Source organism: Comamonas denitrificans, from assembly GCF_042654745.1.
GTDB classification, from domain to species: Bacteria; Pseudomonadota; Gammaproteobacteria; order Burkholderiales; family Burkholderiaceae_C; genus Comamonas; species Comamonas denitrificans.
In genome coordinates, this window is record NZ_JBHSEY010000038.1 from 51,367 (window position 1) to 70,352 (window position 18,986).

General features: G+C 60.2%; 16 protein-coding genes. 10 read left to right on the plus strand and 6 right to left on the minus strand.

Annotation, left to right across the window (positions count from 1 at the left end):
- Window positions 1-164: 164 nt before the first annotated feature.
- From ACFO24_RS07820 to ACFO24_RS07860, 9 genes are all read left to right on the plus strand, one after another.
- The gene (locus ACFO24_RS07820) at window positions 165-1,970 is read left to right on the plus strand and encodes an acetolactate synthase 3 catalytic subunit (protein WP_377737824.1); all 1,806 of its coding nucleotides are present in this window, start codon (window positions 165-167) and stop codon (window positions 1,968-1,970) included.
- Between the two features lie 220 nt (window positions 1,971-2,190).
- Window positions 2,191-2,682, plus strand: coding sequence for an acetolactate synthase small subunit (gene ilvN / locus ACFO24_RS07825; protein ID WP_207575227.1), 492 nt, complete (start codon window positions 2,191-2,193; stop codon window positions 2,680-2,682).
- 118 nt (window positions 2,683-2,800) lie between these two features.
- A complete protein-coding gene (gene ilvC, locus ACFO24_RS07830; protein WP_207575228.1) occupies window positions 2,801-3,817 on the plus strand; it encodes a ketol-acid reductoisomerase in 1,017 nt (338 codons plus the stop codon).
- A 151-nt stretch (window positions 3,818-3,968) separates the two neighbouring features.
- Entirely contained in the window at window positions 3,969-4,793 is an 825-nt protein-coding gene (gene pssA, locus ACFO24_RS07835) for a CDP-diacylglycerol--serine O-phosphatidyltransferase (protein WP_377737825.1), read from the plus strand.
- Window positions 4,794-5,046: 253 nt separating this feature from the next.
- Window positions 5,047-6,714, plus strand: coding sequence for a 2-isopropylmalate synthase (gene leuA, locus ACFO24_RS07840; protein WP_377737826.1), 1,668 nt, complete (start codon window positions 5,047-5,049; stop codon window positions 6,712-6,714).
- A gap of 84 nt (window positions 6,715-6,798) precedes the next feature.
- Window positions 6,799-8,352 carry a 2-isopropylmalate synthase gene (locus ACFO24_RS07845; protein ID WP_207575231.1) on the plus strand — a complete coding sequence of 518 codons (1,554 nt, stop codon included), beginning with the start codon at window positions 6,799-6,801 and terminating at the stop codon, window positions 8,350-8,352.
- A 73-nt stretch (window positions 8,353-8,425) separates the two neighbouring features.
- Entirely contained in the window at window positions 8,426-9,553 is a 1,128-nt protein-coding gene (gene pbpG / locus ACFO24_RS07850) for a D-alanyl-D-alanine endopeptidase (protein WP_377737827.1), read from the plus strand.
- Window positions 9,554-9,749: 196 nt separating this feature from the next.
- Complete coding sequence (locus ACFO24_RS07855; RefSeq protein WP_207575233.1) at window positions 9,750-10,469, plus strand: Crp/Fnr family transcriptional regulator; 720 nt, start codon at window positions 9,750-9,752, stop codon at window positions 10,467-10,469.
- Between the two features lie 143 nt (window positions 10,470-10,612).
- Entirely contained in the window at window positions 10,613-12,253 is a 1,641-nt protein-coding gene (locus ACFO24_RS07860) for a 3-(methylthio)propionyl-CoA ligase (protein WP_377737828.1), read from the plus strand.
- A 23-nt stretch (window positions 12,254-12,276) separates the two neighbouring features.
- On the opposite strand, the gene ACFO24_RS07865 is transcribed toward ACFO24_RS07860, so the two are convergent.
- The 5 genes from ACFO24_RS07865 to ACFO24_RS07885 form a co-directional block, all read right to left on the minus strand.
- Window positions 12,277-13,461, minus strand: coding sequence for a metallophosphoesterase (locus tag ACFO24_RS07865; protein ID WP_377737829.1), 1,185 nt, complete (start codon window positions 13,459-13,461; stop codon window positions 12,277-12,279).
- Between the two features lie 81 nt (window positions 13,462-13,542).
- Window positions 13,543-14,058 carry a dihydrofolate reductase gene (locus ACFO24_RS07870; protein WP_377737830.1) on the minus strand — a complete coding sequence of 172 codons (516 nt, stop codon included), beginning with the start codon at window positions 14,056-14,058 and terminating at the stop codon, window positions 13,543-13,545.
- Between the two features lie 90 nt (window positions 14,059-14,148).
- Window positions 14,149-15,000 (minus strand): thymidylate synthase, encoded by an 852-nt coding sequence (locus ACFO24_RS07875; protein ID WP_377737831.1) that lies wholly within the window; start codon window positions 14,998-15,000, stop codon window positions 14,149-14,151.
- Window positions 15,001-15,010: 10 nt separating this feature from the next.
- The gene (locus tag ACFO24_RS07880; protein WP_377737832.1) at window positions 15,011-16,435 is read right to left on the minus strand and encodes an FAD-binding oxidoreductase; all 1,425 of its coding nucleotides are present in this window, start codon (window positions 16,433-16,435) and stop codon (window positions 15,011-15,013) included.
- Window positions 16,436-16,484: 49 nt separating this feature from the next.
- The gene (locus ACFO24_RS07885) at window positions 16,485-16,889 is read right to left on the minus strand and encodes a DUF2069 domain-containing protein (RefSeq protein ID WP_377737833.1); all 405 of its coding nucleotides are present in this window, start codon (window positions 16,887-16,889) and stop codon (window positions 16,485-16,487) included.
- Between the two features lie 39 nt (window positions 16,890-16,928).
- On the opposite strand from ACFO24_RS07885, the gene ACFO24_RS07890 reads away from it, so the two are divergent.
- Entirely contained in the window at window positions 16,929-18,227 is a 1,299-nt protein-coding gene (locus ACFO24_RS07890) for a YihY family inner membrane protein (protein WP_377737834.1), read from the plus strand.
- Here the strand turns inward: ACFO24_RS07890 and ACFO24_RS07895 are convergent.
- Window positions 18,196-18,951 (minus strand): alpha/beta fold hydrolase, encoded by a 756-nt coding sequence (locus tag ACFO24_RS07895; RefSeq protein WP_377737835.1) that lies wholly within the window; start codon window positions 18,949-18,951, stop codon window positions 18,196-18,198. The two genes, ACFO24_RS07890 and ACFO24_RS07895, sit on opposite strands and share 32 nt — an antisense overlap.
- Window positions 18,952-18,986 lie beyond the last annotated feature (35 nt).

Below are 18,986 nucleotides of genomic sequence, written 5' to 3' on the forward strand. Positions count from 1 at the left end.
GCGCAGTGCAAAAAAGGCAAACGGGTCACCGTTCGGCGTTCGTAGCTATTGGTAGCAGCGCCTATGGCGATGGCACAAAGTCCCAAGCCGGCCTCAAAAGGGCTGCGTGCAAGGGGCACCGAAGGTTTTTCGTCAGAGAAATTCACAAAGGTTGAATCACACATATGGAACTCTCCAAATCCCAGGCAGCGCAGGCTGCCGATGCTTCTTTCTCCCCCGCTTCTTCCCCGGCCAATCTTGCCCCTGAATTGATGGGCGGAGAAATCCTGGTCAAAGCCTTGCAGGCCGAGGGCGTGCAATACCTGTGGGGTTATCCCGGCGGGGCGGTGCTCTATATCTACGACGCGCTTTACAAACAAGACAGCATTCAGCATGTCCTGGTGCGCCATGAGCAGGCGGCGGTGCATGCGGCCGACGGCTTTGCCCGTGCCACCGGCGAGGTGGGCGTGGCGCTGGTGACTTCTGGCCCCGGGCTGACGAATGCGGTGACTGGTATTGCCACGGCGTACACCGACTCGATTCCGCTGGTGGTCATCAGCGGCCAGACGGCCACGGCGGCCATTGGCACCGATGCCTTTCAAGAGTGCGACACCGTGGGCATTACGCGCCCGGTGGTGAAGCACAATTTTTTGGTCAAAGACGTGCGCGATTTGGCCATGACGGTCAAAAAAGCGTTTCACATTGCCCGCTCGGGCCGTCCTGGCCCGGTGGTGGTGGATATTCCCAAGGATGTGTCGTTCAAGAAAACCGCTTTTGCCGGCTACCCGCGCGAGCTGGAAATGCGCTCTTACAACCCGGTGAAAAAAGGCCACTCGGGCCAGATTCGCAAGGCCTTGCAATTGCTGCTGGCGGCCAAGCGCCCGTATATCTACACCGGCGGCGGCGTGCTGCTGGGCAATGCCTGTGCCGAGTTGCGCGAGTTGGTGGACATGCTGGGCTACCCCGTCACCCACACCTTGATGGGCCTGGGCGCTTACCCGGCCAGCGACAAGAAATACCTGGGCATGCTGGGCATGCATGGCACCGTGGAAGCGAACAACACGATGCAGCATTGCGATGTGCTGCTGGCCCTGGGTGCGCGTTTTGATGACCGGGTGATTGGCAATCCCAAACATTTTCAGGCGGCCGACCGCAAGATCATTCATGTCGATGTTGATCCCTCCGTCATCGCCAAGCGCGTGAAGGTGGACATCCCCATCGTTGGTGATGTCAAAGAAGTCCTGGCCGAGCTGATCGCCATGATCAAAGAAACCGATCAGCGCCCCGACAGCGGTGCCTTGACCGCCTGGTGGGCTCAAATTGAAGCTTGGCGTGGCCGCAATTGCTTGAAATACAGCAAAGGTCAGGGCGACGTGATCAAGCCCCAGCACGTGGTGGAAACCCTGTGGAATCTGACCAAGGACACGGACACCTACATCACCTCCGATGTCGGTCAGCACCAGATGTGGGCGGCGCAGTATTACCGCTTTGACGAGCCGCGCCGTTGGATCAACTCCGGTGGCTTGGGCACCATGGGCGTGGGCCTGCCGTATGCCATGGGCATCAAGCTGGCCAAGCCCGATGCCGAGGTGTTTTGCATCACCGGCGAAGGCTCGATCCAGATGAACATTCAAGAGCTGGCCACCTGCTTTCAGTACAACACGCCGGTGGTGATTTGCGCCTTGAACAACCGCTTTTTGGGCATGGTGCGCCAGTGGCAAGAGATTGAATACTCTGGCCGCTACAGCCACAGCTACATGGATTCGCTGCCCGATTTTGTCAAGCTGGCCGAGGCCTATGGCCATCGCGGCTTCAAGATTGAAGACCCGGCACTGATCGAATCGACCTTGCAGGAGGCGCGGCGCATTGTCCGTGAAGAAGGCAAAACCGTCTTCCTGGACTTCCGCACCGACCCGACCGAAAACGTCTTCCCGATGGTGCAGGCCGGTAAGGGCATTACCGAAATGCTGCTGGGCAAGGACGATTTGTAAGCCTTAAAACATAGCTTCTAGCGCTTTTATTTATTGGTTTTCAGGTATAAAACACGCTAAAAATCAATGATTGAAAGCGCAATAAGCTCCTTATTTTGAAGAATCTATTGCCTGCCAAACCCGGTGCTTACCGGCACCGGGGGAGGGCAGCGAAAAACAACAGTTTTTTGCGACCACTTTGGGATCGTGCTGTTGTCGCAAAAAGAGGAAACACCCCACCATGAAACACATCATTGCCGTTCTGATTGAAAACGAAGCCGGGGCGCTGTCGCGCGTTGTCGGCCTGTTCTCCGCACGGGGCTATAACATTGAATCGCTCACCGTTGCCCCGACCGAGGACGCTTCGCTGTCGCGCATGACCATTCAAACCACGGGCTCGGACGACGTGATTGAGCAAATCACCAAGCACCTGAACCGCCTGATTGAAGTGGTCAAAGTGGTCGATCTGACCGAGGGCGCGTACACCGAGCGCGAGCTGATGATGGTCAAAGTCCGCGCCGTTGGCAAAGAGCGCGAAGAGATGAAGCGCATGGCCGATATTTTCCGGGGCCGCATCATTGATGTCACCGACAAGAGCTACACCATCGAAGTCACCGGTGATGCCAGCAAAAACGATGCCTTCCTGCAAGCCATTGACCGCAGCGCCATCCTGGAGACGGTGCGCACCGGCGCGTGCGGCATTGGCCGGGGTGAACGCATTTTGCGGGTGTAATAGCCGGTTTCGCGGGGGCTTTTGCGGTTGTAATAGCGCCCGGAAATAGCATCCGGATTTTTCCTTTTTTGGTTTTCTCTTTTATTTCAACAATCCAACAAATTTTTCTGGAGTCAATATGAAAGTTTTCTACGACAAAGACTGTGACCTGTCCCTCATCAAAGGCAAAACCGTCGCCATCATCGGCTACGGCAGCCAAGGCCATGCCCACGCGCAAAACCTGAACGACAGCGGCGTGAAAGTCGTGGTTGGTCTGCGCAAAGGCGGCGCATCGTGGGACAAAGTTGGCAAAGCGGGCCTGACCGTGATGGAAGTGGACGATGCCGTCAAAGCCGCCGATGTGGTCATGATCTTGCTGCCCGACGAAAACATTCCTGACGTGTACAAAAACAACGTCGAACCCAACATCAAGCAAGGTGCCACCTTGGCCTTTGCCCACGGCTTTAACGTGCACTACAACCAAGTTGTGCCCCGCGCCGACCTGGACGTGATCATGGTTGCCCCCAAAGGCCCCGGCCACACCGTGCGCTCGGAATACCTGAAAGGCGGCGGCGTGCCTTCGCTGATCGCCATCTACCAGGACAAGAGCGGCAAAGCGCGTGACGTGGCCCTGTCCTACGCCAGCGCCAACGGTGGCGGCAAAGGCGGGATCATTGAAACCAACTTCAAAGAAGAAACCGAAACCGACCTGTTCGGCGAACAAGCCGTGCTGTGCGGCGGTGCCGTAGAGCTGGTGAAAATGGGCTTTGAAACCCTGACCGAAGCGGGCTACGCCCCCGAGATGGCCTACTTTGAGTGCCTGCACGAACTCAAATTGATCGTCGATTTGATGTACGAAGGCGGCATCGCCAACATGAACTACTCCATCAGCAACAACGCTGAATACGGCGAGTACGTGACCGGCCCCGAAGTCATCAACGAAGAGTCGCGCAAAGCCATGCGCAAGGCCTTGAAGCGCATTCAGGATGGTGAATACGCCAAGATGTTCATCCAAGAGGGCAAGACCAACTACCCCAGCATGACCGCCCGCCGTCGCCAAAACGCCGAGCACGCCATCGAGCAAGTGGGCGGCCAACTGCGCGCCATGATGCCCTGGATTGCCAAAAACAAACTGGTGGACCAAACCCGCAACTAAGCAAAGCCCCCTGCTTTGTGAAGAAAGGCCACTGTGGTGGCCTTTTTTACGTTTGGCCAGTTTGTGTGGCCCAAGCCAAAAGCCTGCTGCGTAGAATAAGCCGGTTTTAACAACGGCCCTTGCCGGGTCGTTTTCTAGAGAGAAAAATTCTATGCAAGACAGTGATCGCGCCGCTGACATCATCGTACGCAAGCGCCGCAAGGGCATTTACATCCTGCCCAATCTGTTTACCTTGGCGGCCTTGTTTGGCGGGTTTTACTCTATCGTCATGGCCATGAATGGCAGTTTTACCCTGGCGGCCTACGGGGTGCTGTTCGCTATGTTGTTCGATAGTTTGGATGGCCGCGTGGCCCGCATGACGAATACGCAAAGCGCCTTTGGCGAGCAGATGGATTCGCTCTCGGACATGGTCTCCTTTGGCGTGGCCCCGGCGTTGATCGCGTATATCTGGGCGTTAAAAGGTTTGGGGCGTTGGGGCTGGATTGCTGCCTTTGTTTACTGCTCATGCGCTGCGCTGCGGCTGGCGCGGTTCAACGTCAATACCGGGGTGGTCGATAAGCGTTGGTTCCAGGGCCTGCCCTCGCCAGCAGCGGCCGCTTTGGTGGTGGGTTTTATCTGGGTGATGGACGATTACGGCGTGGTGCGTGGCCAAGATGGCACGATTACTTGGTACGCCATGAGCTGGGTGATGTTTGCGCTGACCTTGTATGCCGGGCTGACGATGGTGACCAATGCGCCGTTTTACAGCTTTAAAGACATCAACTTCAAGCGCAGCGTGCCTTTTGCGGTGGTGGTTTCGATCCCTTTGGTGATTGCTTTAATCAATATCCATGCGCCTTCGGTGCTGTTTGCGGTGTTTGCGATTTATGGTTTTAGTGGTTATGGCGTGTACCTGTGGCGCAAGGCCAAGGGCCAGCCTACCAGTGTGATCAGCACCTCCAAAGACGAACCGGACGAGCGCGGTCTGCACCAGTAACGCAGCGGCTAAGGGGGTATTGAAATGCGTATGCAGCTTGCGCTAAGCGCGTTGGCAGCGGCCTGGGCAGATATGCTAGAGTGCAGACCATGTTTACGCAGCAAATCACCCTACTACTACGCATGTCCTTTGGGCAGAGCTAGTAGCGCACGCGTTTTCATTCCCCTACTTTCTTGCGGCCCGTAGCTTTTAGCGACGGGCCGTTTTTGTTTTTTCGGGCCACAAGCCCTTTTTTCACCAGAGAGACACCACCATGTTGCACAACCCTGCTAGCAAATACCGCCCCTTTGCCCCCGTGAACTTGCGTGACCGCACGTGGCCCGATGCGCAGATCACCCACCCACCCATCTGGTGCAGCGTTGATTTGCGCGACGGCAACCAGGCCTTGATCGAGCCGATGGATGTGGAGCGCAAGATTCGCATGTTCGAGCAGTTGGTGAAGATTGGCTTCAAGCAAATTGAAGTGGGCTTTCCCTCGGCCTCGCAGACCGAATTTGACTTCATGCGCAAGCTGATTGAGGAGCAGCGCATTCCCGAGGATGTGACGGTGCAGGTGCTGACCCAGGCCCGCGAGCATTTGATCCAGCGCACCTTTGAGGCGTTGGAGGGGGTGCCCCGTGCCATCGTGCACCTGTACAACGCCACGGCCCCGGTCATGCGCCGTGTGGTGCTGAATATGAGCGAGGATGAAATCGTTGATTTGGCCCGCACACACGCGCAGATGTTCAAAGATTTTGCGGCCCGCTACCCGCAAACCCAATGGCAGTTTGAATACTCGCCCGAAATGTATTCGGACACGGAGTTGGAATTTTCCACGCGCGTTATCGATGCCGTGACCGAAGTCTGGGAAGCCTCGCCCGAGAAGAAGTGCATCATCAACCTGCCTACGACGGTGGAGCATTCCAGCCCCAACGTATTTGCCGACATGGTCGAATGGACCTGCCGCAACATCCAGCGCCGCGATGGTGTGATTGTTTCGGTACACCCGCACAACGACCGGGGTACGGGCACGGCAACGGCGGAATTGGCTTTGATGGCCGGGGCCGATCGCCTGGAAGGCTGTTTGTTCGGTAACGGCGAGCGCACAGGCAACCTGGATATCGTGAACGTGGCGCTGAATATGTACATCCAGGGCGTGAGCCCAGGCTTGGACTTTTCCAACATTGATGCCATTCGCGCCACGGTGGAGTATTGCAATCAGTTGCCTGTGCATCCACGCCATCCGTATGTGGGCGATTTGGTCTATACCTCGTTCTCGGGGTCGCACCAGGACGCAATCAAGAAAGCCTTTGCGGCCCGCAAGGAGGGCGATATTTGGGACATGCCCTACCTGCCCATCGACCCCAAAGACCTGGGTCGCAGCTACGAGGCGGTGATTCGCGTGAACAGCCAGTCTGGCAAGGGCGGGATTGCCTACCTGCTGGAAGCCGAATACGGCGTGCAATTGCCGCGCCGTTTGCAAATCGAATTCAGCCAGGTGGTGCAGCATGAAATGGATGCCCTGGGCACTGAATTTGCCGCTGCTGATTTGTGGAAGATTTTTGAGAAAGAGTACCGTCTGTTCAACGACCACGGCTTGCAGTACGCCATGCAGCAGGAAAAAGGCTTGGTCAAACTGCAAGGCAGCTTGCAGTGGCAAGGCCAGACCGTATCGTTGCAAGGCAGTGGCAATGGCGCGATTGATGCCTTTGTGCAGGCGCTTTCCAATGGCTTGGGCTGCACTTTGCGCGTGCAAGATTACAGCGAGCATGCCATTGGGCAAGGGGCCAATGCCCAGGCGATGGCCTACGTGGAGCTGCGCGTGAATGATGACCAAACCATTTATGGCGTAGGGACTGATGCGAATATCGTCTCGGCCTCGATGCACGCTATTCTTTCGGGCTTGCAGCGCTCCAAGCTGCAAGTGGCAGAGACCGCGTAAATTTAAGTCCATCGCGCAGCTTGTGCCAAGCAAGTCTTGCGCAATGGTGGTAACACGATGGCCCACCAGGGCCAAGGAGTTGGTATGGGCAGCGAACGTTTGATTATTTTTGATACCACCTTGCGCGATGGCGAGCAATCGCCCGGCGCATCCATGACGCGCGATGAAAAAGTGCGCATTGCCCGCCAGCTCGAACGCTTGCGGGTGGATGTGATTGAGGCGGGGTTTGCAGCGGCATCCAATGGCGATTTTGAATCGGTGCAGGCCATTGCCCGGGCGGTGAAAAACTCGACGGTGTGCTCGCTCTCGCGGGCCAATGACCGGGATATTTCCCGCTCTGCCGAGGCACTGAAGGATGCCAGCCGGGCGCGCATTCATACCTTTATTGCCACCAGCCCGCTGCACATGGAGAAAAAACTGCGCATGAGCCCCGAGGAGGTGCTGGAGCAAGCCAAGCGCAGCGTGCGTTTTGCCCGCAATTTGCTCGATGACATCGAGTTCAGCGCCGAGGACGGCTACCGCAGCGAACCGGACTTTTTGGCCCGCGTGGTTGAGGCGGTGATTGCCGAGGGGGCCACCACCATCAACATCCCGGACACCGTGGGCTATGGCATTCCGGAGCTGTACGGCAACTTCATCAAAAATCTGCGTGAGCGGGTGCCCAATTCGGACAAGGCCATCTGGAGCGTGCACTGCCACAACGACCTGGGCATGGCCGTGGCCAATAGCTTGGCAGGCGTGAAGATTGGTGGGGCGCGGCAGGTGGAATGCACCATCAACGGCCTGGGCGAGCGGGCGGGCAATTGCGCCCTCGAAGAAGTGGTGATGGCCATCAAAACCCGGCGCGATTATTTCAATTTGGACGTGAACATCGCCACCGAGCACATCGTGGCCAGCAGCCGCATGGTCAGCCAAATCACCGGCTTTGTGGTGCAACCCAACAAGGCCGTGGTGGGGGCCAACGCCTTTGCGCACGCCAGCGGCATCCACCAAGATGGCGTGCTCAAGGCGCGTGACACTTACGAAATCATGCGCGCCGAAGATGTGGGCTGGGCCGCCAACAAAATCGTGCTGGGCAAGCTCTCGGGGCGCAATGCCTTCAAGCAGCGCTTGCAAGAGCTGGGCGTGGCGCTGGAGAGTGAGGCGGCCATCAACACGGCGTTTGCCAGCTTTAAAGAGCTGGCCGATCGCAAGAGCGAAATTTTTGACGAAGACATCTTGGCCCTGGTGCAAATGGAAGGGGCCAAAACCGCCAAGGATATTTTTGACTTCGTCTCCCTGTCCCAGCACAGCGAAACGGGGGAGCCGCCGCACGCGGAAGTTGTCTTTCAACACCAGGGGCAAGAGGTCAAAGTCTGCGCCCTGGGCAATGGCCCGGTTGATGCCTGCTTTAAAGCCATTGAAAGCCATGTCAATAGCGGGGCAGAAATGCTGCTGTTCTCTATCAACGCCATCAGCACCTCGCCAGAGAGCCAGGGCGAAGTCACCGTGCGCCTGCAACGGGCTGGGCGCGTGGTCAATGGTGTGGGGGCGGATCCGGACATCGTCGTGGCCTCGGCCAAGGCGTATTTGAATGCCCTGAATCGGTTGTTTACCCTCAGCGAAAGTGTCGCGGCACAGGACGGGGCCGCCATATAATTTTCAGCCGTGCCGCAGCCTGCGGCACTTAGTATTTTCTCGTGGGGCGATGATGGTTTCAGGGAGTTGTGCGATGGGGCGTGCCAAGCGGGTAGGAATACCGGGGATCGGGCGCAAGCTCGGGCAAGTGTTGGCGATGGTGGTGCTGGGGGGGGCGCTGTTGGCCCCCAGCGCCTATGCGGCAAAAATCAAGACTGCTGCCTCCGCAGCGGTAGCGGCCAAAAAAGCTTCGGCCAAAAAAGCTTCGGGCAAAAAAGTTGCCACGCAGCGTGCCACGGCCAAAAAAGCAGCGGCCAAAACCCCGGCAAGGCGCAAAGCGGCAGTGGCCAAAGCGGCGAAAAGGCCCACAGGGCGACGCGCTGCGGTGGCCAAAGCTGCTGCAGCGGGCGTGGCCGTAGCAGCGGTAGCGCGGCCCTCGTTCGCGCAATTGGCGGGTTTGGACAAGGTGAGCGATCCGCTGGCGTTGGAGTCCAGCGTGGCCTTGGTCATGGACCAAGACACCAAAGAGGTGCTCTTGAGTAAAAACGAGCAGGCCGTGTTGCCCATTGCCTCGATCTCCAAACTCATGACCGGTTTGGTGGTGGCCAACGCCCAGCTGCCTTTGGATGAGGTGATCACCATCACCCAAGCCGATGTGGATACCGTCAAAGGCAGCCGCTCGCGCTTGGCCGTGGGCACGCAGCTGACGCGGGGCGAGTTGCTGCACCTGGCGCTGATGTCCAGTGAAAACCGCGCTGCCCACGCGCTGGGGCGCACCTATCCGGGCGGCATGGACGAGTTTGTCAAGCAAATGAATGTCAAAGCCAAGCTGCTGGGCATGACGGCCACGCGCTTTGTGGAGCCTACGGGCCTGTCCAGCGGCAACCAATCGAGTGCCCGTGATTTGGCCGCCTTGGTCAATGTGGCGCATGCAGAGCCCCTGCTGCGCTCGTTCTCGACCTCGCCCGGCGCAGAGGTCGAAGTGGGCAAGCGCACCTTGCAATTCAATAACACCAACCGCTTGGTCAAAAACGAAAATTGGGCGATCGGCTTGCAAAAAACCGGCTACATCTCTGAGGCCGGGCGCTGCCTGGTCATGCAAACCGAGGTGGCCGGGCGCAAGCTGATCATGGTGTTTTTGGACTCGGTGGGTAAATACAGCCGCTTGGGCGATGCCCAACGGGTGCGCGAGTGGGTGGAATCGAGCAACCACCATTTGTAAGCTACGGGCTTGAGTGCTTCTTTTAAAGGAGCTGTATCCGTTTATTTAAAGCTGTTTCAATGTTAAAAATGCATTGAAATCCTTTAAATTAAGCGGATACAGCTCCTTTTTTATTGAATAGACAATGCAAGCCTTTTCCGCCACGGCATTGCCCGTGCGCTAAGAACGCCTTTTGTCGTTACCCACAGGACAGACCATGGATAACCCGATTCTTACGCTCGAAGAGCGCGAGGCCATTAACGCCGGGCGTTGGTTCTCGACCCTCTCGCCCACGTTGAAACACGATATTTTGCGCTGTGCTTACGTCAAACGCTTCAAAGATGGTGCCTTGATCTGCGCCCGGGGCGAAGCCCCTGAGGATTGGATTGCCTGCGCCAAGGGCGCGGTGCGCGTCAGCTCAACGTCAATCTCAGGCAAGCAAATTACGCTGACCTATGTGGAGCCGGGCGTGTGGTTTGGCGAGGTGTCCATCTTCGATGGCGACCGGCGCACCCACGATGCCTATGCCCACGGGGCCACCACGCTTTTGTGCGTGGCCAAGGCCGACTTCAAGCGCATCTTGAGCACCCATGTCGAGTTTTACGAAGCCATGCTGTGGCTGCAGGCGCGGCGCATTCGGCAGTTGTATGGCTTGGTGGAAGACCTCAACACCCTGCCGCTGCGGGCGCGTTTGGCCAAGCAACTGCTGCACTTGGTGCGCAGCTATGGCATTCCGTGCCTGGAAAACGGCAAGGAGGTGCGCATTGGCCTGCAACTGGCGCAGGAGGAGTTGGCCCAGCTGCTGGGGGCCTCGCGCCAGCGCGTGAACCAAGAGCTCAAAGCCATGGAGCGCGAGCAAGCCATCCGGATCGAGCCCGGTGGTCTGGTCGTGCGCGATAGCGCTGCGCTGCTGGGCATTGCCGGGGCTGCAGCGTAGTTCTCACCAGCTGGCGCTGGGACGCGGCGCGTGGGTTCTGCAGGTCTCCAATCCGTAAAATCCCTTGAATACGAACGGCCGTGCGTGTTTTACGATGCGCGGTTATTCCCGTCGGGGATGGAGCACCACTAAGGAGACGCTGAATGCAAGGTTTGATGCAAAACCAACCGCTGTTGATTTCTTCCATGATCGAATTTGCGGCCCACTACCACGGCACGACCGAAGTGGTCTCGCGCCGGGTGGAGGGCGATATTCACCGCACCACCTGGGCCGCAGTGCGCCAGCGCGCTAAGCAATTGGCGCAGGCGCTGGATGCCTTGGGCCTGCCCCATGGTGCCCGGGTGGCCAGCATTGCCTGGAACGGTTACCGCCACCTGGAGATGTATTACGGCGTGAGCGGCTCGGGCCGGGTGCTGCACACCATCAACCCGCGCCTGCACTTTGAACAGGTGGCCTGGATTGTGAATCACGCCGAAGACGAGGTGCTGTGCTTTGACCTGAGCTTTTTGCCCCTGGTGCAAGCCGTGTACCGCCTGTGCCCCACGGTCAAGCAGTGGGTGGCGCTGTGCGATGCCGACAAGCTGCCCGCCGACAGCGGCATCCCCGGCCTGGTCAGTTACGAAGCCTGGATTGCCGCCCACGATGGCCGCTACCACTGGCCCCAGTTCGATGAAAACACCGCTTCCAGCCTGTGCTACACCAGCGGTACCACGGGCAACCCCAAGGGGGCGTTGTATAGCCACCGCTCCAGCACCCTGCACGCGTATGCCGCCGCTTTGCCTGATTCCATGGGCCTGTCGGCGCGGGATGTGATCTTGCCCGTGGTGCCGATGTTTCACGTCAATGCCTGGGGCATTCCGTACACCGCCGCGCAAGTGGGGGCCAAGCTGGTGCTGCCTGGCCCGGCGCTGGATGGCAAATCCCTCTATGAATTGATGGAGGCCGAAGGCGTTACCTTTGCCGCCGGGGTGCCCACCATCTGGCAAATGCTGCTGGGCCACGTGCAGCCGCAGCAGCTGCGCTTTAGCAGCTTAAAGCGCACCGTGATTGGCGGCGCAGCCTGCCCGCCGGCGATGATTGCGGCCTTTGAAGATGATTTTGGCGTGCAGGTGCTGCACGCCTGGGGCATGACCGAAACCAGCCCCTTGGGCGCAGTCTGCACTTTCAAGGCCGGGCAAATGGCCCTGCCGAAAGAGGAGCAGCGCAAGATCAGCGCCAAGCAAGGCCGGGCGATTTATGGGGTGGAGATGAAAATCGTCGGTGGCGATGGCCGCGACCAGCCCTGGGATGGCAAGACCTATGGCGATTTGCTGGTGCGCGGGCCGTGGATTTTGCAGCAGTACTACAAAGGCGAAAGCCCGCTGGTCGTTGATGAGGCGGGCCTGGGCTGGCTGCCCACGGGCGATGTGGCCACCATTGATGCCGATGGTTTCATGCAAATTACCGACCGCAGCAAGGACGTGATCAAGTCCGGCGGCGAGTGGATCAGCTCGATTGACATCGAAAACATCGCCATGGGCCACCCCGCCGTGGCCGTGGCCGCCTGTGTTGGCATGGCGCATCCCAAATGGGACGAGCGCCCCATCGTGGTGGTAGCTACCAAGCCTGGGGCCAGTGTTACGCGCGAAGAACTGCTGGGGTTTTACGAGGGCAAGTTGGCCAAGTGGCAAATTCCGGATGACGTGGTGTTTGTCGATGCCATTCCGCTGGGCGCTACGGGCAAGATGCTCAAAACCAAGCTGCGCGAAGTGCTGGTGGGCTACCAATTGCCCGATTTGCGCTGACATGCCCCCTGTGCGCTCATCCATCAGCCGCTAATGGGTGCAGCCCTGGACAGCGGCAGCCCCAGGTGGAGCGGGTAGCCTAGGCTGCGGATGGCGTGGACCGAGGCCAGGCGCTGCTGGTTTGCCGATGCGTTGTGCGCAGTGTGGGGCTGCGGCGGGCGTTGCATAAAGCCGTGGGTGGTTTGCTGCTGGCCATCGTCAAACATCAAGGTGCGCTCGGGCCAGCGCAGGGCGGCCAGCTTAAAGCCGTGGGTGGCTTGCTCTTTTTTGCGGGCCTGGGCGCGGGCACCGACCGAGTAATCCACGCAGAAAACATTCTGCCGCTGGCCGTGCCAGGCGAAGGGGGCCACGTCGGCAAACAAGCCTTCTTGGGTGCAATGGTGCGGGTCAATGCGCCGCCAGTAGTGGCCAATGACGACGGGGGTGGCTTCGGTGTAGTGCTCCCACCATGCCTGGCGCTGCACAAAGCGCCATTTGTTGCCAGCAAAAAAGGGCTCGGTCGCGGGGTCTTCTAACCCGCAGGTCAGCACTTTGAGCGGGTTGAAGGTGGATTTGTTGAGCTCGTTGTCGCAATGGGCCTGCAAGAAGGGGGGGCGGTGCTCGCCGTGCTCCAGATTGTGCGGCCACAGTTCGCGCTCTTGGGCCATGCGCTCGGTAATACGCTGGGCCTGGGCGGCCTGGGCGGCTTGCGCCTCCCATTGGTCGTAGGCAGCGCGCAGGCCCCCCAAGGGCTGGCGGCGGGCTTGCTCCACGGCTGCGCTACTCCAGGCGGCGTGGACGATGCGTAGGTCTTCGCGCTCCAGCGCCACGGGCAGGTCGCGCAAAAAGTGCACGATGGCGCTGCGCTCGGCCGGGTCGTGCGGGCGGGCAAAACAGGGGTATTTGCGCAAATCGCTTTGCAGGCGGGCATCAAAAAACCAGCCCGAACCATCTTTGGGGTCGTTGCGCAGCAGGTTGATCTCGTGGTTGCCCGCAATGGCCACGGCTTTGCCGCTGGTGACCAGCTGGTGGACGATACCGATCACCCCAGGGCTGTCCGGGCCGCGATCGACAAAATCGCCCAAGAACACCAGAGTGCGACCTTCTGGGTGATTGCCTCGGGCGTCATAGCCGAGGTGACGCAGTAGCTGCAGCAGTGCCGCTTGCTCGCCATGGATATCACCGACGATATCCAAGGGGCCAGACGGTAGAGTTTGTACCAGGCTCATGGACAGTCCTCAATAAGACTTAATGTTGCACTGCAGCATACTCTTTTTTGTTGCTATCTGAAACACTAGGGGTATGGGGAACTACCTAGAGTTTTTACTAGTGTAGTCACGCAAGCGCTCGTAACGGACAAAGCGCAGGGGCCAGCCTTGGGCGCTGGTGGCATCGCGGTGCTGGACGGCGTGCCATTCGGGGCCCAGGGTGGGGGCAAAGGCATCACCGTCAAAGTTGTGCTGGATGTGGGTGACCTCGACCGCATCGGCCAGCGGCAGCGCCTGGGCGTAGATTTGCGCCCCGCCGATGACCCAGACGGTGGCGCTGTGCCGGGCCGCTTCGGCCAGTGCCTCGGGCAGACTGTGGGCCGCGATGGCTCCGGCGGCTTGCCAGGCGGGGTTGCGCGTGACGACGATGTTGGTGCGCCCTGGCAGGGGGCGAAAGCGCTCAGGCAGGCTGTCCCAGGTGGTGCGGCCCATGACGACGGCGCAGCCCTGGGTGCGCTGGCGAAAATGCGCCAGGTCTTCCGGCAGGTGCCAGGGCATGGTGCCGTCTTTGCCAATCACTGCGTTGGCGGCTTGGGCGTAGATTAAGCAGATGGTCATAATTTGCTAGCTGTTTGCGCTTGTGTTGTCTTGGATTTAAATAAAAAAGCTTATTTTTCTCTTTATTTATCAGCGCAAGAAGCTTTCTTTTTATACAGCTACCGGGGCTTTGATGGGGGCGTGGTGCTGGTAGTCGGCCACCACAAAGTCTTCTAGGGTGTAGTCAAACAGGCTCTGTGGGCGGCGCTGGATGTGCAGCGTTGGGTAAGGGTAGGGGGCGCGGGCCAGCTGGGTTTGCACTTGCTGCAGGTGGTTGTTGTAGAGGTGGCAGTCGCCGCCCGTCCAGATGAAGTCGCCCACCTGCAAATCGCACTGCTGGGCCACCATGTGGGTGAGCAGGGCATAGCTGGCGATGTTGAAGGGTACGCCCAGGAAAATGTCGGCGCTGCGCTGGTAGAGCTGGCAGCTTAATTTGCCAGGCTCGCCCGCCGCCTGCGATGGGGCCACGTAGAACTGGAACAGCGCATGGCAGGGCATCAGCGCCATCTGGTCGAGCTCGGCCACGTTCCAGGCGCTGACCAGGATGCGGCGGCTGTCGGGGTTGGTTTTCAGGGTGTCGATGACCTGCTGGATTTGGTCGATGTGCCCGCCGCCGGGCGTGGGCCAGCTGCGCCATTGCACGCCATAGACGGGGCCGAGGCTGCCGTCCTCGGCCGCCCATTCGTCCCAGATGGTGCAGCCGCGCTCTTGCAGCCAGCGCACGTTGCTGTCGCCGCGCAGAAACCACAGCAGCTCCAGGATGATGCTTTTGAGGTGGACTTTTTTGGTGGTGACCAGCGGAAAACCTTCTGCCAGGTCAAAGCGCATTTGGTGGCCGAACACGCTTTTGGTGCCGGTGCCGGTGCGGTCGCTTTTTTCAGCACCATGGAAATAGACGTGGCGCAACAGGTCTTCGTACTGGTGGCGCACGGGGCGGGCGGTGGGGAGGGAAGTTGCCGTCATCACAGTCCCTTTAGTCTTTGGCCAGCATGCAGCCGGGGTTCATGATGTTCAGCGGGTCCAGCGCTTGCTTGATGGAGCGCATCAGCGACAGGGCCACGGGCGACTCGTACTGCTCCAACTGGGGTGTTTTGAGCTGGCCCACGCCGTGCTCGGCAGAGAATGAGCCGCCAAATTGCGCCACCGCGTCGTACACCAGGGCATTGACGCGTGGCTCTTGCTCGCGCAGGAAGGCTTTGCCATCGGCCCCTTCAGGCGCTTGCACGTTGTAGTGCAGGTTGCCGTCGCCCAAATGGCCAAAATTGACCAGGCGCACGCCGGCAATCTCGCGCTGCAGCAGCGCATCGGCGTGTTCCACGAAGGCGGGAATGCGCGAGGTGGGCACAGAAATATCGTGCTTGATGTTCAGCCCCTCCTGCGCTTGCGCCAGGGGAATGCTCTCGCGCACATGCCACAAGTCGTGCGCTTGGCTGAGGTTTTCGGCCACCACGGCATCGAGTACGCAGCCGTCTTCAAAGGCCAGCTCCAGCAGGCTTTCAAAGCGCTGGCGGGCGTGCGCTTCGGATTCGCTGTCGCTGTTTTCCAGTAGCACGCAGTAGGGCGCACCGTCCATCCCGGCAAAAGGCACGCGCAATTGCGGCATGTGTTTCACCACCAGGGACAGGGCAAATTGCCCCATCACCTCAAAGCCCGTCAGCCCGGCCGACAAATGCTGGTGCGCCAGCCCCAGCAGGCGCACGGCAGCCTGCATGCTGGGCACGGCGGCAAAGGCGGTCAGGCGGGCCACGGGCTGGGGAAAGAGTTTCATCGTCGCGGCGGTGATGATGCCCAGGGTGCCCTCGCTGCCGATAAATAAATTGCGCAGGTCGTAGCCGGTGTTGTCCTTGCGCAGGCCGGTCAGGCCGTCCCAGATGTCGCCCTGGGGGGTGACCACTTCCAGCCCCAGGCACAGCTCGCGCGCATTGCCGTAGCGCACCACCTGGGTGCCGCCCGCGTTGGCGCCGAGGTTGCCGCCGATGGTGCAAGAGCCCTCGGCAGCCAGCGACAGCGGGAACAAAAAGCCCGCCTGCTGCGCCGCCTGCTGCAGGTTTTGCAGGATGCAGCCGGCCTCGGCGGTGATGGTCAGGTTGTCGGCATCCACCGCGCGGATGGCGTGCATGCGCGTCAGGCTTAGCACCACCTGGGTGCCGCTGGCATCGGGTGTGGAGCCCACCGACAGGCCGGTATTGCCGCCCTGGGGAATGATGGCCACGCCAGCGGCCGCGCAGACCTTGACCACGGCGGCCACTTCCTGGGTAGAACCTGGGCGCACCACGGCCAGCGCCTTGCCCTGCATGCGGCCGCGCCAGTCGCGCTCGTAGGCGCTTAAATCGCCGTCGGTCAGAACATGCGCGGCACCAACGGCTTGGCGCAGGGTGTCAAGAATGGCAGTCGTCATAAAAATTATCCGTAATGAGGGAGGCCGTACTAGCAAATAAGTGAGCTGTTCACGCTTGCTGTTGCATGGTTTTAGCAGCTTTAAGGCGCAAACGTATATGCAGGGTACACGCAGTAAACAACAAAATACATAGCACCACTTCGGCCCAGGCGTAGTAGCTGCTGGGGGCGGTATCGCTGGTGGCGCGCACCAGGCCTTCGGTGCAGTAAAGCCAAATCATCAAACTGAGCCAGCGGTAGGTGTACATGCGCCGCTTGAGCAGTCCGGGCAGCGGCAGCACCAAGGGCAGGGCCTTGAGGGCCAGCAGCGAGCCACCGGGGCGCACTGGGGCCAGCCACAACTCCCAGGCCACGCACAGCACAATCAAGGCGACCAAGCTGCTGACGGCCGCTATCTGGGTGACTTGGGCGTGGCGCGGCAGCGCGGAAAAAGGGGGGGGAGCAGAAGAGGTCATGGAGGGTGCAGATGCCATGGGGGTGGCATCATAGGGCCTATGCCCATGCCTTTCCTGCGCCGCCGCGCATTACCTACTGGTTTTACTGCTTCTGAATTTTCTTGGGGCAATACCTTGCGCATGCTGCGCCAGCGTTTTGCCAACGACCAATTGGGGCTGACGGCCAGCAGCCTGACCTACACCACGCTGCTGGCCATCGTGCCGTTTTTTACCGTGTTGTTGGCGGTGTTCACCGCCTTTCCCAGCTTTGCGCGTTTGCAAGAAAACCTGCAAAGCTGGCTGGTGCAAAGCCTGATTCCTGAAGCCATCGCCGAGCAGCTGATGGGCTACATCTTGCAGTTTTCCAGCAAAGCCAGCCAGTTGGGGGCGGTGGGCCTGGGGTTTTTGGTGGTTACGGTCATTCAGCTGACGCTGACCATGGACAAAACCTTGAACCACATCTGGCGTGTGCAGCGCCTGCGTCCGCTGGGCCAGCGACTGCTCATTTACTGGGGGGTGCTGACCTTGGGGCCGCTGCTGCTGGGCATGAGTGTGGCCACTACGTCTTACGTGGTGTCGGCCTCGCGCGGGCTGGTGCAGGCGCTGCCCGCTGCGGTGCAGTGGGGCTTTAATTCGCTGGAGCTGCTGCTGATGGCCGCTGCCATGGCCGCGCTGTACCACTTTGTGCCCAATACCCCGGTGCGTTGGCGCCATGCCTGGGCGGGGGGAATTTTTGTCTCGCTGGGCCTGGCGCTGGCGCGCAAGCTGCTGGGGCTGTACCTGGCGACGGTGCCGACCTATTCGGCCATTTACGGCACTTTTGCCACGCTGCCGATTTTGCTGCTGTGGATTTACATCTGCTGGGTGATTTTCCTGCTGGGGGCGATTGTGGCGGCGTACTGGCCCAGCCTGCGCTCCGGGGCCAGCCGGGCACTGGATGGCCCGGGGCGCGATTTTGCTTTGGCGCTGGAGGTGCTGGCCGCCTTGGCCCCACTGCGCAATGACAGCGAACGGGGGCTGGCGGGCAGTGCTTTGGCCCAGCAATTGCATGTCGATCGCCTGCAGATTGAACCGGCCTTGGCGGCGCTGACCGCTTTGCGCTGGGTGGGGGCGATGCCCGAGTCGGCCACTTCTTATTTGGAAGAGGGCGAGCCGCGTTATGTGCTGCTGGCCGATCCGCAAACCACCGCCCTGGCCCCGTTGCTGGAGGTTTTGCTGCTGCGCCAAGAGGGGGCCACAGCGCCATTGTGGGAGCGCAGTGGCTGGGCGCAGCACACGGTGGCGCAGGTGCTGCCCACCCATCGGACGGCTGGCGCGGCTGTGAACGTCAATGGCGCAGAAGAGGGCGCTGCAATTTAGCTGCGCACAAAGTCGGCCAGTGCCTGCACCATCGCGGGGGTGGCATCAAGCATGTGCTGGTGGCCGCAGGCCAAAGTGACCACGTGGGTGGTGGGCGCAGTGCCTGCTGGGGGGCGCGGCTTTGGGCGGCAGCAATCAGCGGCTGGGCAGCCGCAGCGGGGGTCATGCGGTCGTATTCGCCGGTCATGAACAAGGTGGGGGCGGTCACTTGCTGCATGGCCACGGGGGCTTCGTGGTAACTGTTGCACGCGGTCAGCCCGCAGTGCAAAAGATTGGTGGCAGGGTTGCTGGCCAGCACCGCGTGGCCCAGTGCTTGGCCATCAAAATCAGCCGGAGTGATGGGGCTGCGGCTGTATTTGTCGATCAAGGCAATGGCTTGTGCCGGGTCGTTTTGGGCCAAGTCCAACAGCGCCGGTGCCACGGTCATCGGGCTGGCCGTGCCGATTAAAACCAGATGTGAAATGCGTTGCCCTAATTGCGCGGCGGCCGCCAAGGCAATCAAGCTGCCCCAGCTGTGGCCCATCAGGATGACGCGGGGCAGCTGCATGGCCTGGACCAAAGCGACAATCCACGCGGCGGCCTCTGGCGCATTGTGGGGGGCTGGGCCGCTGCTGCGGCCATGGCCCGGCAGGTCCAGCGCTGCCATATTCCAGCCCAGGGCGTGCAACCCTGGGGTGAGGGGCTGCCATACGCTGTGATCGCACAGCACACCGTGAATTGCCAAAACAGTCGGGTGCGGCGCTGGCCCAGGGTGGGCAG